Raw genomic sequence first — 14,450 nt, forward strand, 5'->3', positions numbered from 1 at the left:
GCACGGGTTCGCCTTGGGCGGCCTCAGCCGTGCCGGCCGCCTTCCAGGTAGGCGGCGCGAATCTCGGGGCGCTGCAACAACTCGGCACCGGTCCCGGCCAGGGTGATCAGGCCATTGACCATGACATAGCCGCGATGGGCGAGCTTGAGCGCGTGGTTGGCGTTCTGCTCGACGATCAGCACGGTCAGGCCGTCCTGCCGGTTCAGAGTGCGGATCGCATCGAAAATCTGGCGCGCGATCAGCGGCGCCAGACCGAGCGAGGGCTCATCAAGCAGGAGCAGGCGAGGGCGGCTCATCAAAGCGCGGCCGATGGCCAGCATCTGCTGCTCGCCGCCAGACAGGGTTCCCCCGCGCTGGCCGTAGCGTTCCTTCAGCCGCGGAAACAGCGTGAACACGCGTTGTAGCGTCACCTCGCGTTCGGCGTCGGTGCATTCGGTGGCGTCCGCCCCCATCTGGAGATTTTCCGCCACGCTCATGCGCGGGAAGATGCGGCGGCCTTCCGGCGATTGCGCGATGCGCAAATGCGCGATCTCGTGGGTGGGCACTTCGGTGATGTCGCGGCCTTCGTACAGGATCTGGCCGGCGCGGGCGCGGGGCTTGCCGAAGATCGTCATCATCAGCGTCGATTTGCCGGCGCCGTTGGCGCCGATCAGCGCCACGATCTCGCCGGCATTGATCTCGAGGTCAACGCCCTTCAGCGCCTCGATCTTGCCGTAGGCAGCGCGAAGGCCGTGGATCGCGAGCAGGGCAGTGGGCGACGTCACGACCCGCTCTCCATCACGGCCGCCGCCTCTTCCTCATCGGTGCCGAGATAGGCGGCGATCACCTTCGGATCGTCGCGAACCTCGCGCGGGGAGCCTTCAGAGATCTTCACACCGTGGTCCATCACCACGATATGGTCGGAGATCTCCATCACCACGGACATGTCGTGCTCGATCAGCAGGATCGAGGTGCCGAGCTCGTTGCGGATCGACAGCAGCAGCTCGCTCAGGGCGGCGCTCTCGCGCGCATTGAGGCCGGCGGCGGGTTCGTCCAGGCACAAGAGCGCGGGCTCGGTGCACATCGCGCGTGCGATCTCGAGTCGTCGCTGGTCGCCATAGGCAAAATTACCGGCAGCATCGTCGGCGCGATCGAGCAAATTGACGCGCTTGAGCCAGTCGGTGGCGAGATCGATCGCGCGCTTCTCGGCGTCGCGGTAGACGGGCGCGCCAATGAGCCCGAGCAAGGTGAAGCCGGAGGCGCGCATCAGCGCGTTGTGCTGCGCCACCATCAGGTTTTCCAGCGCGGTCATGCCGGGAAACAGGCGGATGTTCTGGAAGGTGCGGGCGACCTTGGCCTGCTTGGCGATGCGGAAATCGTTCAGCCGTTCCAGCGCGATCACCTTGCCGTCGTCATGGCCGAGGCGGATGGCGCCGCCGCTCGGCTTGTAGAAGCCGGTGATGCAGTTGAAGACCGTCGTCTTACCGGCACCGTTGGGTCCGATCAGCGCGGTGATCTTCTTCCGCTCGGCAGCAAACGACAGGTCCTGCACCGCGACGATGCCGCCGAAGCGCATGGTGAGCCGGTCGACCTCGAGAATCTGGTCGCGGCTCATCCGTGCCCCTCCTTGACGAGGTCCGATGAGATCGCGTGGGCCTTGGTCAGGTACACGGTCGGCGCGCGATGGCCGATCAGGCCGCGCGGCCGCCAGATCATGATCAGCACCATGGCCATGCCGAACACCAGCATGCGATAGCTCTCGAGGCTCCGGAACAGTTCGAAACCACCGATCATGGCGAGCGCTGCGAGCGCCACGCCAAGCTGCGAGCCCATGCCGCCGAGCACGACGATGGCGAGCACCAGCGCCGATTCCTGGAAGGTGAAGGATTCCGGGCTGATGAAGCCCTGGCGGGTCGCAAAGAACGCGCCGGCAAAGCCGCCGAACATCGCACCGGTCGCGAATGCCGTGAGCTTCGTCGTGGTGGTGTTGATGCCGAGCGCGCGGCAGGCGACCTCGTCCTCGCGCAGGGCTTCCCAGGCACGGCCGATCGGCAGGCGGCGCAGCCGGATCGTCACCCAGTTGGTGAGCAGCGCGAGCGCCAGGATCAGGTAGAACAGGAAGACGATGCGATGGGTCGGAGAATATTCGATGCCGAGTCTGGCGGCGAGCCCGTTGTCGCTGTTGTCGAGCGGGATGCCGAAGAAAGAGGGGCGGGGAATGCTGGAGACGCCGTTGGGGCCGCCGGTCAGATCCTGCCAATTAATGATGACGAGGCGAATGATCTCGCCGAAGGCGAGCGTCACGATCGCGAGGTAGTCGCCGCGCAGGCGCAGCACGGGGAAACCGAGCAGCACGCCCCAGAATGCGGCGAGGACGCCCGCTAGCGGCAGGCAGATCCAGAATGACCAGCCGAAATTGGTCGCAAGCAGCGCGTAGGAATAGGCGCCGACCGCATAGAAGGCGACATAGCCGAGATCGAGCAGGCCAGCCAGCCCGACTACGACATTCAACCCCCAGCCCAGCATCACATAGGTGAGCACGAGGATGGCGAGATCGAGGATGTAGCGCTGGTCATAGAAGATCACAGGCACCAGCAGGGTGAAGATCAGAAGCGCCGGTGCGAGATAGCGGCCGAGGAACGACATTCCGCTCTGCACCGCCGGCGGCACCAGCTTCTCGGCGCCGGTCGGACCGATCCATTGCTTGAGCAGCTCGAGCACGATCGAGCCGCCGAATACCGCGGCGACGAGGGAGGCGACCTCGCCGAAGCGCGTCCAATAGGTGAGCTGGCCGTCGGAACCGGCTTCGGTGCGGACGCCGACCATCAGCGAGAACAGCACCAGCGCGATCAGTGCGTTGACGCAGGCGGTCTTCAGGAGAGCGGGGATGCCCGATGCGGTTTTGGCCGTATTGATCGAGGGAGCTTTCACGCGCGCGACCGTCAGACTTTTTCGACTTCGGGGCGGCCGAGCAGGCCGGTCGGCATGAAGATCAGCACGACGATCAGGATCGAGAACGCGGCGACATCCTTGTATTCGACCGAGAAATAGGCCGACCAGAACGTCTCGATCAGCCCGATCGCGAGCCCCCCGAGCATGGCGCCGGGCAGCGAGCCGATGCCGCCGAGTACGGCCGCGGTGAACGCCTTGATGCCGGCGACGAAGCCCATGAAGAAATCGACCAGGCCGTAATAGAGCAGGTACATCAGGCCGGCCACTGCGGCGAGCGCAGCGCCGATCACGAAGGTCATGGAGATAGTGCGGTCGACGTTGACGCCGAGCAGCGCCGCCATGGTCTGGTCCTGCTCGCAGGCGCGCATGTCGCGCCCGAGCCGTGTGCGCGACACCAGCCAGGTGAAGATCGCCAGCAGCACGATGGTGGTGATGACCACCACGATCTGGATATTGGAGAGCTGGATGACGAAGCCATCGGCGCTCTCGTGCAGCGTATAGCCGCCGGTGATCACTGGCGGCACTGGCTTCACCCGCGCGCCTTGCGCCACCTGCGAATAGTTGGTCAGCACGAACGACATGCCGATCGCCGACAGCATCGGCGCGAGGCGGAAGGAGTGGCGCAGCGGACGGTAGGCGATGCGCTCGATGGTCCAGCCATACAGGGCGGTGATCGCCATCGAGACCAGGATCACGATCAAAAGGATCACCGGGACCGCAGTCAGGCCCGTCGAGACCAGCAGAAGGAAGGTGATCAGGGCGATGAAGCCGCCGATCATGAAGACATCGCCATGGGCGAAGTTGATCATCCCGACGATGCCGTAGACCATCGTGTAGCCGATCGCGATCAGCCCGTAGATCGAGCCGAGCACGAGACCGTTGATGAGCTGCTGGGCGAAATAATCCATAGGCTGCCGTACCCAAATCTGACGCGGCTCAAAGGGAGCTCTTCGAGAGAGTGCTGGTTTCTTCTCGGGCCCCGGCAGCCCTTAAGCATTCTCGTTTTGTAACAGGAGGGAACTGGCGGCTGCAACCGGCCTCGCCTCCGCATCAAGGCTTTTACAGAGATCATTTGGCGCTCCGGTTCCCCCGCAATGGGCGGAACCGGCTCCGTCAGCGCCATCGGATGCCTGTCGGGAGGCAGTTAAGGTAAACAAAGGGTTTAAATTGCCGCCACAGTCTGATGCGAGTTAGCTCCCGGCAGAGCCTTTCATCGAAGGCGCGGCCAAACGAAGCGGGAAGCGGCATGTTCGGAAACTGGCGGATCGGTTCGGTCAACGGCGCACTTCTGGCGGCCTATTTCATCCCGACCTGGACCCTCGTTGCCTTCAACATCATGGTGGCGCCGGTGCACGGCCTCTATGAGCGGCCGAGCGTCGCAGTCGCTCTTTTCCTCAGCGACCATCTCCAGATGGCGGGGATGGACACGGTGCGCGCCGCCTGGCTGCTGGCGCTGGGGCGCTTAACGGTGGTGGCGTTCTTTGCGATCTACCTTGCGCTGCTCTGCATCCCCCGTATCCGCAAGAACGGCGGCAGCGACGAAGCGCTCGGCATTGCGCTTGCGATCGGCAGCCTGATCTCGTTTGCGAGCATGATCATGGCCTCGAAGGTCGGCGAGATGGCCGCGCTGCGGCTGCACGCCACCGAACTTCTGCTCTTGCTCGGTGCCGCCATCGTGGTGGTGATCGAGCGGCCCGCGGCGGCGCCCAAGATCGTTCAGAAGCCCGTCGAGGCCACCCCGCCGCTAGGTCTTGAGCAGGCCGAGCTCCTGCACAATCGCTGAGGCTTCCTTGACGGCGTGGTTCGCCGCCGGCACGCCGCAATAGATCGCCTGCTGCAGCAGGATTTCCTTGATGTCGTTGGGCGTGAAGCCACCCTCAGCGAGGGCCGCGCGCACATGCAGGCGGAATTCATCCCATTGCCCAAGCGCAACCATGGTGCCGATCACCAGCACCCGCCGCGTGCGCTCGTCGAAATGCGGCCGCGTCCAGATCTCGCCCCAGGCGTAGCGCGTGATCATGTCCTGGAAATCGGTGTTGAATGCATTGCGACCCGCGATCGACTTGTCGACCCAGGCATTGCCCAGCACTTTTCGGCGCACGTTCATACCGGCATCGCGGCGTTTCTGGTCGTCCATGCTGTTTCCTCCTTCGTCATTGCGAGGAGCGAAGCGACGAAGCAATCCAGTCTCTCACGGCAGACGGATTTCTGGTTGCATCGCTGTGCTCCCAACGACGGTTGTGGCTAGCGTTGCGTCAAAAAGCCCACGACCGCGTCGGTGAATGCGTGCGGCTGCTCGACATTGGAAATGTGGGCGGCGTCAATGATGGTCATGCTCGCGCCGGGAATGCTTGAGCGGATCAATTCACCCGCCGAAATCGGCGTCGCCATGTCGTGGCGGCCGGCGATCACCAGTGTCGGGTTCTTGATGTTCGGCAGCAACGCGCGCTGGTCGAGCGTCGACAGCGCTTCGCAGCAGGCGAGATAGCCTTCGAGCGGCGAGGCCAGCAGCATCTCCTTCATCCTGGCGGTGATGTCGGGCGCGCGCTCGCGGAAATCCTGGGTGAGCCAGCCGGCGATAACGGCGTCGGCGACGGCGGCGATGCCGCCCTTCTTCACCGCGTCAATGCGCTCGAGCCATTTGGTCGGCTCGGCGTAGTAGCAGGAGGTGTTGGCGAGGATGAGCTTGCCGAAGCGCTCCGGCGCGTTCGCGCCGAGCCATTGCCCAACCATGCCGCCCATCGACAGGCCGCACCAGTGCACTTTTTCGATATTGAGGTCGTCCAGGATGGCGAGCACGTCGCGGCCGAAGCGCTCCATGGTGTAGGGGCCGGGCGGAACGTTGGACTTGCCGTGGCCGCGGCGGTCGTAGCGGATGACGCGGAATATCTGCGTCAGTGCCTTCATCTGCGGCTCCCACATCTGCAGCGTGCAGCCGAGCGAGTTCGAGAGCATCAGCGTCGGCCCGCCGTCGCGGCCCTCGACGGAGACGTTGATCAGGCAACCGTCGGCATCAATCATGGGCATGCGGGCGTCTCCGTTTTATTTGCGCGCAGGACTGCTTTATTCGCGTTCGAGGCTGTCGAGCAGGCGATCGATCAGGGCTTGGGAAGCGCCTTGATAGGCCATCGGCTCGAGCAACGCCGCAATTTTTTCCGGCGAAAGATGCGCAGTGACATGCGAATCGGCTGCGAGCACCTCGCGCAGATGCTTCTTCTCGGCGACCGCGCGCTTGCTCGCGGCCTCGATCAGATGATGCGCATCGCTCTTGCCGATCGTCTCGGCCAGCGCAAAGGTAACCGCTTCCGCCATGATCAGCCCGTGCGTCGCATCGAGATTGCTGCGCATGCGCGCGGCATCGACATCGAGACCCTCGGCGATGTCGACGATGGCGGCAAGCGCGCCGGAGGTGACCAGCATCAATTGCGGCAGCGTCGGCCATTCCGCGTGCCAGGGACCGGCGCTGCGTTCGTGGTCCTGCACCTGTGCGGCAAAAATCGTCGCTGCGAGCTGAGGCGCCATGGTCGCGCAGCCGAGCGCGCTTGCGGCTGCGACCGGGTTGCGCTTGTGCGGCATGGTCGAGGAGCCGCCGCGGCCTTCCCCGGCGGGCTCGAACGCCTCTGCGACGTCGGTCTGCATCAGCAGCGAGACGTCGCGCGCGATCTTGCCGCAGCTTCCGGCGAGAATCGCGAAGGCTGATGCGGCTTCCGCGATGCGGTCACGGTGGGTGTGCCAGGGGGCTTCTGGCAATGGCAGGTTCAGCTCCTGCGCCAGCCGTTCTGAAACGACGAGCCCCTTGTCGCCAAGTGCCGCAAGCGTGCCGGCCGCGCCGCCGAATTGCAGTGCGAGGCCCTCGCGGCGCAGCCGCCTGAGGCGGCAGCGGGCGCGGGCAAGGCTTGCGGCATATTCGGCGGCCTTCAGTCCGAACGGCATCGGCAGGGCGTGCTGGAGCCAGGTTCGCGCCACCATTGCCGTGTTGCGATGACTGCGCGCAAGTGCGGCAAAGCCCTTGATGGCGCGGCTGAGATCGGCGTCCAATGCATCGATGCCGGCGCGAAGCGTGAGCATGGTCGCGCTGTCGATGACGTCCTGGCTGGTCGCGCCCCAATGCACGTAGCGTGCGGCCTCGGCGTCGGCCTTGCCGACATTGGCGGTTAGAGTCTTGACCAAGGGGATCGCGAGATTGCCGGATCGAGTCGCGGCCTCGGCCAGCGCAGCCATGTCAAAGGTATCGGCCTTGCACGCGGCTTCGATCGGGCCCACCGCGGACGCGGGAATCACACCCGTGGCCGCCTCGGCTCGGGCGAGGGCTGCCTCGAATTCGAGCATATTCTGAAGGGTCGACCGGTCGTCGCAGACCGCGCGCATGGCCACGCTCGACAGCATCGGCGCGAGCAGGGGGGAGAGGGATGTGCTCATATTGTGCGGGACCTAACCACCATGACCCGCCTGTGCCAATCCCAAACCGGCGGCGCAAGCTTTTTGCAGTTGCGAATATGCATTGCACGTGACCGAGGGCCACCCTTTCTTTTGCCGCCTCCGTGCGGTACTTGAGCTGCATTATAGTTGCGCGATCCAAGTTCGGTCCCGGGAGGCACCCAATGGCCATGACGATGAACGGCGAAGTCCAGCTTGCGGCGCCGCGCGAGGCCGTGTGGGCCAAGCTCAACGATGCCGAGGTGCTGAAGGCCTGCATCCCCGGCTGCGAGGAGCTGGAGAAGACCGACGATGGCGGCTTTCGCGCGACGGCGAAAATGAAGGTCGGTCCGGTGTCGGCGCGCTTCAAGGGCAAGGTCACACTGTCCGATCTCGACCCGCCGAACGGCTACAAGATCTCCGGCGAAGGCGAGGGCGGGGTGGCCGGCTTCGCCAAGGGTGGCGCCGTGGTCAAGCTTGCGGAGAAGGACGGCGGCACGCTTTTGTCCTACGAGGTCGAGGCGCAGATCGGCGGCAAGTTGGCGCAGCTCGGCCAGCGCCTGATCAACGGCGCCGCCAAGAAACTGGCCGACGAATTTTTCGCGAACTTCGCCAAGGCGGTACAGGGCTGAAGGCCAACACCTCAAGCATTGCGCCTTTCGGCATATCGCGTTTTGTCATGGCGCCTTGCATTCCGGGTGATGTTGCCCCGGGGCATAATGGCCCATATGATGGGTTGGAATAAATATAAGAACCGCTTCGACGGGACCCGTCGGGGCGCTGATAGAGAGTGTTTATGGCAAAAATCTCCCTCATCGTGAACGGCAATCCTGTCACGGCCAATGTCGATCCCCGCACCCTGCTGGTGCAGTTCCTGCGCGAGAATCTGCGGCTCACCGGCACCCATGTCGGCTGCGACACCTCGCAGTGCGGCGCTTGCGTCGTGCATCTGGACGGCAAGGCCGTGAAGTCCTGCACCACGCTCGCCGTGATGGCCGACGGCCACGAGGTCAAGACGATCGAGGGCCTGGCCGCCGACGGCGCGCCGCTGCATCCGATGCAGGAGGCCTTCCGCGAACACCATGGCCTGCAGTGCGGCTTCTGCACGCCCGGCATGATCATGACCGCGATCGACATCGTCCATCGCAAGGGCAACGAGCTCGACGACCACACCATCCGCGAGGAGCTGGAAGGCAATCTCTGCCGCTGCACCGGCTACCAGAACATCGTCACCTCGATCTCCGCCGGCGCCAAGGCGATGGCGAAATCCGATCTCGCGTAAACCTCGCGCGCACTCTGCGATCAGGACATTCAGATGTACGATTTCAAATACCATCGCCCCGGGACCGTTCGGCAGGCCGCCAACCTCCTGGTGAAGAACGAAGACGCCAAGGTGATCGCCGGCGGCCACACGCTGATTCCCGTCATGAAGCAGCGCCTCGCCAGCCCGCCGCATCTGGTCGACCTCTCCCACATCGATGGGCTCAACACGATCGAGATGAAGGGCCGCGCGCTCGTGATCGGTGCCACCGCCAGGCATGCCGAGGTCGCAAGCTCCGCCATCGTCGGCGAGGCGATCCCGGCGCTCGCGAACCTGGCCGGCCAGATCGGCGATCCCGCCGTGCGCCACAAGGGCACGATCGGCGGCTCGCTCGCCAACAACGACCCGACAGCGGACTATCCGGCTGCCGTGCTTGCGCTCGGCGCCACCATCGTCACCAACAAGCGCCGCCTCAAGGCGGAGGAGTTTTTCCAGGGCCTGTTCACGACGGCGCTCGAAGCCGACGAGATCATCACCAAGGTGATGTTCCCGCTGCCGAAGAAGGCGGCCTATATCAAGTTCCGCAACCAGGCCTCGCGTTACGCGCTGGTCGGCGTGTTCGTGGCGCGGCGTCCCTCCGACGTGCGGGTCGCGGTCACCGGCGCCGGCTCCGAAGGCGTGTTCCGTGTCACCGCATTCGAGGAAGCCCTGAAGAAGCGCTTCGCCGCGAAGGCGCTTGAGGGCATCGAGGTGCCGGCGGACGGCCTCAACAGCGACATCCATGGCAGCGCCGAATACCGCGCGCACCTCATCGGCGTGCTGACGCGGCGTGCCCTCGACGCCGCCAACGCCAAGGAGTGAGTGATCCTCACGCCTCGGCCCAAACTTGTCCCCGGTGAGGGCGTAGCGAGACTGGCTTTTTCATGACCTCAGCGGCCAATACGTCCGGTGCCAATACTTCAGTTGTATTGCCGGCATCGGTCGATTCGATGCTCGAACTCCTGACGTCGCGCGGCTATCTCGCCGAGCGATCGCTGGCCACGGTGACCTATCTGTCGCTGCGCATGGGCCGGCCGCTGTTTCTGGAAGGCGAAGCCGGCGTCGGCAAGACCGAGATCGCAAAAGTGCTGTCGGCGGCCTTGGGGCGGAAGCTGATCCGTCTACAGTGTTACGAAGGCCTCGACGTTTCCTCGGCGGTCTACGAATGGAATAGCGCCGCGCAGATGATCGCGATCCGGATGGCGGAAGCCGCCGGCGACACCGATCGCGATCAGCTCTCCTCCGATATCTTCGCCGACCGCTACATGATCAAGCGGCCGCTGCTGCAGGCGCTGGAGCCCGACGTTGCGGGACCGCCGGTGCTCTTGATCGACGAGCTCGACCGCGCCGACGAGGCGTTCGAGGCGTATCTGCTCGAAATCCTCAGCGACTTCCAGGTGACGATTCCCGAATTCGGCACCGTGAAGGCGCCGCATCCGCCGATCGTGATCATCACCTCCAACCGCACCCGCGAAATCCACGACGCGCTGAAGCGGCGCTGTCTCTATCACTGGGTCGATTATCCCGATGCCGATCGTGAGCTCGCGATCGTCAAGTCGCGCGTGCCGGGCATCTCCGCGAAACTGTCGCAGCAGGTCGTGCGCTTCGTCCAGGCGCTACGCAATCAGGATTTCTACAAATCGCCGGGCGTTGCCGAGACCATCGACTGGGCCACTGCGCTGTCGGAGCTCGACGCCCGCTCGCTGACCCCGCAAGTGGTCGGCGACACGCTGGGCGCGCTGCTCAAATACCAGGACGACATCACGCGGATGCAGGGCGACACCTTGCAGAAGGTGCTGAAGGACGCGACGAGCGAGTAACTTGTCATTCCGGGGCGCGCGGGAGCGTGAACTCTGGTGCGCAATTGCGCACCTGAGAATCTCGCGCCACAATCTCTGGATTCCGGGTTCGTCGCTTCGCGACGCCCCGGAATGACGGAGCGAGGAAAGACCATGGCCATCAACCACCTTGCGCCTGAGCAGACCGAGCAGTTCGCCGACAACATCGTGGGCTTCGCCCGCGCGCTGCGTTCGGCCGGCATGCCGGTCGGGCCGGGTGCGGTCATCGATGCCATGAGCGCGCTTGAGGTGATCGACATCGGCCACCGCGCCGACGTCTTCACCACGCTGGAGGCGATCTTCGTCAAGCGCCATGAACATGCGCTGATCTTCAAACAGGCCTTCAACCTGTTCTTCCGGGCGTCGGAAGAGTGGAAGCACATGCTGGATTCGGTGCCGTTGCCGGAGCAGGCCAAGAAGAAGCCGCAGGCCGGCTCCCGCCGCGTCCAGGAGGCGATGTCGCAGCCTCGCATGACGGAGACGCCGCAGCACCAGGAGCAGGATTTGCGCCTGTCGGTCTCCGACAAGGAAATCCTTCAGAAGAAGGATTTCGCTCAGATGAGCGCGGCTGAGATCACCGAAGCGCTCCGCGCTGTCGAGCGGATGCGGCTGCCGCAGGCCGAGCTATTGACGCGCCGGCACCGGCCTGATGCGCGCGGGCTTCGTCTCGATTTGCGCCGCACCTTACGCGCGTCCTTGCGCACCGGTGGCGACATCATCGACATCCATCGCCTCGGGCGGATCGAGAAACCGGCGCCGATCGTCGCGCTGCTCGACATCTCGGGTTCGATGAGCGAGTACACCCGCCTGTTCCTGCATTTCCTGCATGCCATAGGGGACGCGCGAAAACGTGTCTCGGTGTTCCTATTCGGCACTCGCCTCACCAACGTGACCCGGGCGCTGCGCCAGCGCGACCCCGACGAGGCGCTGGCGAGCTGCTCGGCCTCGGTCGAGGACTGGGCCGGCGGCACGCGGATCTCGGCCTCCCTGCACAATTTCAACAAATTGTGGGCGCGGCGCGTGCTGAGCCAGGGCGCCATCGTGCTGCTGATCTCCGACGGGCTGGAGCGGGAAGCCGATTCCAAGCTCGCCTTCGAGATGGACCGGCTGCACCGTTCCTGCCGGCGGCTGATCTGGCTCAACCCGCTGCTGCGGTTTGGCGGCTTCGAGGCCAAGGCCCAGGGCATCAAAATGATGCTGCCGCACGTTGACGAATTCCGTCCGGTACATAATTTGAGCTCGATCCAGGAGCTGATCACCACGCTCTCCCGGCCGCTGCCGCCGCATCACCGCAGCTTGATCCGCTCCGCAGCCTGAGAGGTAGCCATGCTCGATCGCGACGAGGATATTCTGAAGGCGGCGGAGGACTGGCAGAAGGCCGGCCGTGGCGTCGCGCTCGCCACCGTGGTCGAGACCTGGGGCTCGGCACCGCGTCCGGCGGGCTCGAGCCTAGTCATCAACGACGAGGGCACGTTCCTGGGGTCCGTCTCCGGCGGCTGCGTCGAGGGCGCCGTGGTCACGGAGGCCATGGATGTGATCCAGAGCGGCAAGCCCAGGATGCTGGAGTTTGGGGTTGCCGACGAGACTGCCTGGAATGTCGGGCTGTCCTGCGGCGGCACCATCCGCGTCTTCGTCGAGAAAGTCGGCTAGCCGTGAAGCTCGAGATCCTGCACGAACTCAATACCGAGCGCGCCGCGCGCCGCGCGGTGATTTTGGTCACCGACACCGAGAGTGGTGAGCAGCGCCTGGTGAAGGCCAAGGATTTTGCCAAGGATCCATTAGGCGCCGAGCTCGACAAGCAGCTTCGCATGGGCAAAAGCGCCAGCGTCGAAGCCGGCGGCAAGAAGCTTTTCCTCAACGTCTATGCGCCGACCGCAAAGCTCGTCATCGTCGGCGCCGTCCATATCAGCCAGGCTCTGGCACCGTTGGCGCGCTCGCTCGGCTACGACGTCACCGTGGTCGATCCGCGCACGGCCTTTGCGAGCCCCGAGCGCTTCCCCGACGTTCCACTGGTCGCGGAATGGCCCGACACGGCGCTGCCGCTGCTCAACGTCGACGCCTACACGGCCTTCGTCGCGGTAACGCACGATCCCAAGATCGACGATCCCGCGCTGCTGCACGCCTTCGAGCGCAACTGCTTCTATATCGGCGCGCTCGGATCGCGGAAGACGCACGCCAAGCGCGGCGACCGGCTGCGGGCGCAAGGCGCCAAGGAGGCTGACATCGCGCGCATCCACGCGCCGATCGGGCTTGCGATCGGCGCGGTCTCGCCGTCCGAGATCGCGGTCTCGATCATGGCCGAGATCACGGCGGTGCTTCGCCTGCCGCCCAAAGAAAAAGAAGAAGCCGCATGAAGTTCGGCCCGGCGAGTCCCAGGGATGCGATCGGCGGGGTGACCGTCCACACCCTGCGCCAGGGACCGCTGGTGCTGAAAAAGGGCACGACGATCGGCCCGGCCGAGGTCGAGGCGCTGGAGCGCGCCGGCATCAAGGACGTTGTGGTGGTGCGGATGGAGGAGGGCGATGTCTCCGAGGACATCGCTGCCGCCAGCATCGCGCTCGCGGTCGGCGGCGAGGGCATCCATGTCGAGCGCGCCTTCACCGGCCGGGCCAATCTGTTCGCCGCGCAGCCAGGCGTGCTGGTGATCGATCGCGCCGCGGTGGACCGCATCAACAATATCGACGAGGCCATTACCTTTGCCACGCTCTCCGCCTACAAGCCGGTGGTCGAGGGCGAGATGGTCGGCACCGTCAAGATCATCCCGTTCGGCGTCAAAGGAAACTTGCGTGATGCCGCGGTGAAGGCCGCGGGTCGCGACGTTCTGAAGATCGCGCCTTACGTCATCAAGCGCGTCGGCGTGGTCTCGACGCTGCTGCCCGGCCTGTCCTCCAAGGTGATCGACAAGACGTTGCGGATCACCGCCGAGCGGCTGGCGCCAGCCGGAGCCGGCATCATCGCGGAGCGGCGGGTTCCGCATGAGGAGCAGGCGCTGTCGGCTGCGATCAAGGAACTGCTGGGACTTGGCGCCGAGCTCGTGATCGTGTTCGGTGCATCCGCGATCGCCGACCGCCGCGACGTGATCCCTGCGGCCGTGACCGGCATCGGCGGCGAGATCGAGCATTTCGGCATGCCGGTGGATCCCGGCAACCTGCTGCTGATTGCCCGGGCCGGCGCCGTGCCGGTGCTGGGCGCGCCCGGCTGCGCGCGCTCGCCGGTCGAGAACGGCTTTGACTGGGTGCTGATGCGGCTGCTCGCGGGCATCAAGGTGACGCGGTCCGAGCTGATGGGCATGGGTGTTGGCGGCCTCCTGATGGAGATCGTCACGCGCCCGCAGCCGCGCGCAAAACCGGAGATCGAGGGCAACAACCAGGTCGCGGTCATCGTGCTCGCAGCAGGCCGCTCGACCCGGATGGGTGGGCCGAACAAGCTACTGGCCGAGCTCGATGGCAAGAAGCTGGTGCGAATAGCGACCGAGCAGGCGCTGGCCTCCAAGGCGTCCGAGGTGATCGTCGTCACCGGCCATCAGACCGAGCTGATCGAACAAGCCTTGCAGGGCCTGAAGGTGCGTTTTGTCAAAAATCCGGATTTTGCCGGCGGCATCGCAAGCTCGGTCAAGGCGGGCATCGCGGCCGTTCCCGAGGCGTCCGACGGCGCCGTGGTCTGCCTCGGCGACATGCCGCTGATCGACGCCGGCCTGATCGACCGTCTCATCGACGCGTTCGCACCGGACCGCGGCAATCTCATCGTCGTGCCCGTCAGCGAAGGTCGCCGCGGCAACCCTGTGCTGTGGTCGCGCCGCTTCTTCAAGGAGTTGATGACGCTCGACGGCGATGTCGGCGCGCGCCATCTGATCGCCAAGCACACCGAGGCCGTCGCCGAAGTGCCGGTCGACGGCGAGAGCGCCTTCCTCGACATCGACACGCCGCAGGCATTGGAAGCGGCACGGCGGGGATAGCGGTTCGTAG

The 14,450-nt window shown here is 65.1% G+C and carries 16 protein-coding genes; 9 read left to right on the forward strand and 7 right to left on the reverse strand.

Annotated features, from left to right (window positions below; translation table 11 throughout):
* Positions 1-23 precede the first annotated feature (23 nt).
* From IVB50_RS22250 to IVB50_RS22265, 4 genes are read right to left on the reverse strand one after another with little or no spacing between them, the layout of a single operon-like run.
* The gene (locus IVB50_RS22250) at positions 24-764 is read right to left on the reverse strand and encodes an ABC transporter ATP-binding protein (protein WP_018455574.1); all 741 of its coding nucleotides are present in this window, start codon (positions 762-764) and stop codon (positions 24-26) included.
* The gene (locus IVB50_RS22255; protein ID WP_018455575.1) at positions 761-1,594 is read right to left on the reverse strand and encodes an ATP-binding cassette domain-containing protein; all 834 of its coding nucleotides are present in this window, start codon (positions 1,592-1,594) and stop codon (positions 761-763) included. The genes IVB50_RS22250 and IVB50_RS22255 overlap by 4 nt, the downstream gene beginning before the upstream one ends.
* A complete protein-coding gene (gene livM / locus IVB50_RS22260; RefSeq protein ID WP_018455576.1) occupies positions 1,591-2,910 on the reverse strand; it encodes a high-affinity branched-chain amino acid ABC transporter permease LivM in 1,320 nt (439 codons plus the stop codon). Before livM ends, IVB50_RS22255 begins: the two co-directional genes overlap by 4 nt.
* Positions 2,911-2,921: 11 nt before the next feature.
* Positions 2,922-3,839 carry a branched-chain amino acid ABC transporter permease gene (locus tag IVB50_RS22265; RefSeq protein WP_018455577.1) on the reverse strand — a complete coding sequence of 306 codons (918 nt, stop codon included), beginning with the start codon at positions 3,837-3,839 and terminating at the stop codon, positions 2,922-2,924.
* A 338-nt stretch (positions 3,840-4,177) separates the two neighbouring features.
* On the opposite strand from IVB50_RS22265, the gene IVB50_RS22270 reads away from it, so the two are divergent.
* The gene (locus IVB50_RS22270) at positions 4,178-4,714 is read left to right on the forward strand and encodes a hypothetical protein (protein ID WP_018455578.1); all 537 of its coding nucleotides are present in this window, start codon (positions 4,178-4,180) and stop codon (positions 4,712-4,714) included.
* On the opposite strand, the gene IVB50_RS22275 is transcribed toward IVB50_RS22270, so the two are convergent.
* The 3 genes from IVB50_RS22275 to IVB50_RS22285 form a co-directional block, all read right to left on the reverse strand.
* Positions 4,676-5,068, reverse strand: coding sequence for a carboxymuconolactone decarboxylase family protein (locus IVB50_RS22275; RefSeq protein ID WP_085351059.1), 393 nt, complete (start codon positions 5,066-5,068; stop codon positions 4,676-4,678). The genes IVB50_RS22270 and IVB50_RS22275 overlap by 39 nt on opposite strands.
* 107 nt (positions 5,069-5,175) lie before the next feature.
* Positions 5,176-5,958, reverse strand: a complete 783-nt coding sequence (pcaD, locus tag IVB50_RS22280; protein WP_018455580.1) for a 3-oxoadipate enol-lactonase — start codon at positions 5,956-5,958, stop codon at positions 5,176-5,178.
* Positions 5,959-5,994: 36 nt separating this feature from the next.
* Complete coding sequence (locus tag IVB50_RS22285; protein ID WP_026232978.1) at positions 5,995-7,350, reverse strand: 3-carboxy-cis,cis-muconate cycloisomerase; 1,356 nt, start codon at positions 7,348-7,350, stop codon at positions 5,995-5,997.
* Positions 7,351-7,532: 182 nt separating this feature from the next.
* Between IVB50_RS22285 and IVB50_RS22290 the strand changes: the two genes are divergently transcribed.
* The 8 genes from IVB50_RS22290 (at position 7,533) to IVB50_RS22325 (ending at position 14,440) form a co-directional block, all read left to right on the forward strand.
* Complete coding sequence (locus tag IVB50_RS22290; RefSeq protein WP_018455582.1) at positions 7,533-7,979, forward strand: carbon monoxide dehydrogenase subunit G; 447 nt, start codon at positions 7,533-7,535, stop codon at positions 7,977-7,979.
* 164 nt (positions 7,980-8,143) lie between these two features.
* Positions 8,144-8,629, forward strand: coding sequence for a (2Fe-2S)-binding protein (locus IVB50_RS22295; RefSeq protein WP_007602418.1), 486 nt, complete (start codon positions 8,144-8,146; stop codon positions 8,627-8,629).
* 33 nt (positions 8,630-8,662) lie between these two features.
* Complete coding sequence (locus IVB50_RS22300; RefSeq protein WP_204511636.1) at positions 8,663-9,469, forward strand: xanthine dehydrogenase family protein subunit M; 807 nt, start codon at positions 8,663-8,665, stop codon at positions 9,467-9,469.
* 62 nt (positions 9,470-9,531) lie between these two features.
* A complete protein-coding gene (locus tag IVB50_RS22305; protein WP_026232979.1) occupies positions 9,532-10,467 on the forward strand; it encodes a MoxR family ATPase in 936 nt (311 codons plus the stop codon).
* 132 nt (positions 10,468-10,599) lie between these two features.
* Positions 10,600-11,802, forward strand: a complete 1,203-nt coding sequence (locus IVB50_RS22310; protein WP_085361694.1) for a VWA domain-containing protein — start codon at positions 10,600-10,602, stop codon at positions 11,800-11,802.
* Positions 11,803-11,811: 9 nt separating this feature from the next.
* Positions 11,812-12,135: an XdhC family protein gene (locus tag IVB50_RS22315; protein WP_007602422.1), complete on the forward strand. Its 324-nt coding sequence runs from the start codon at positions 11,812-11,814 to the stop codon at positions 12,133-12,135.
* Positions 12,136-12,137: 2 nt separating this feature from the next.
* Positions 12,138-12,839, forward strand: a complete 702-nt coding sequence (locus tag IVB50_RS22320; protein ID WP_018455586.1) for an XdhC family protein — start codon at positions 12,138-12,140, stop codon at positions 12,837-12,839.
* Positions 12,836-14,440, forward strand: coding sequence for a molybdopterin-binding/glycosyltransferase family 2 protein (locus IVB50_RS22325; protein ID WP_247297305.1), 1,605 nt, complete (start codon positions 12,836-12,838; stop codon positions 14,438-14,440). The genes IVB50_RS22320 and IVB50_RS22325 overlap by 4 nt, the downstream gene beginning before the upstream one ends.
* Positions 14,441-14,450 lie beyond the last annotated feature (10 nt).

Source organism: Bradyrhizobium sp. 87 (genome assembly GCF_023073015.1).
GTDB classification, from domain to species: Bacteria; Pseudomonadota; Alphaproteobacteria; order Rhizobiales; family Xanthobacteraceae; genus Bradyrhizobium; species Bradyrhizobium canariense_D.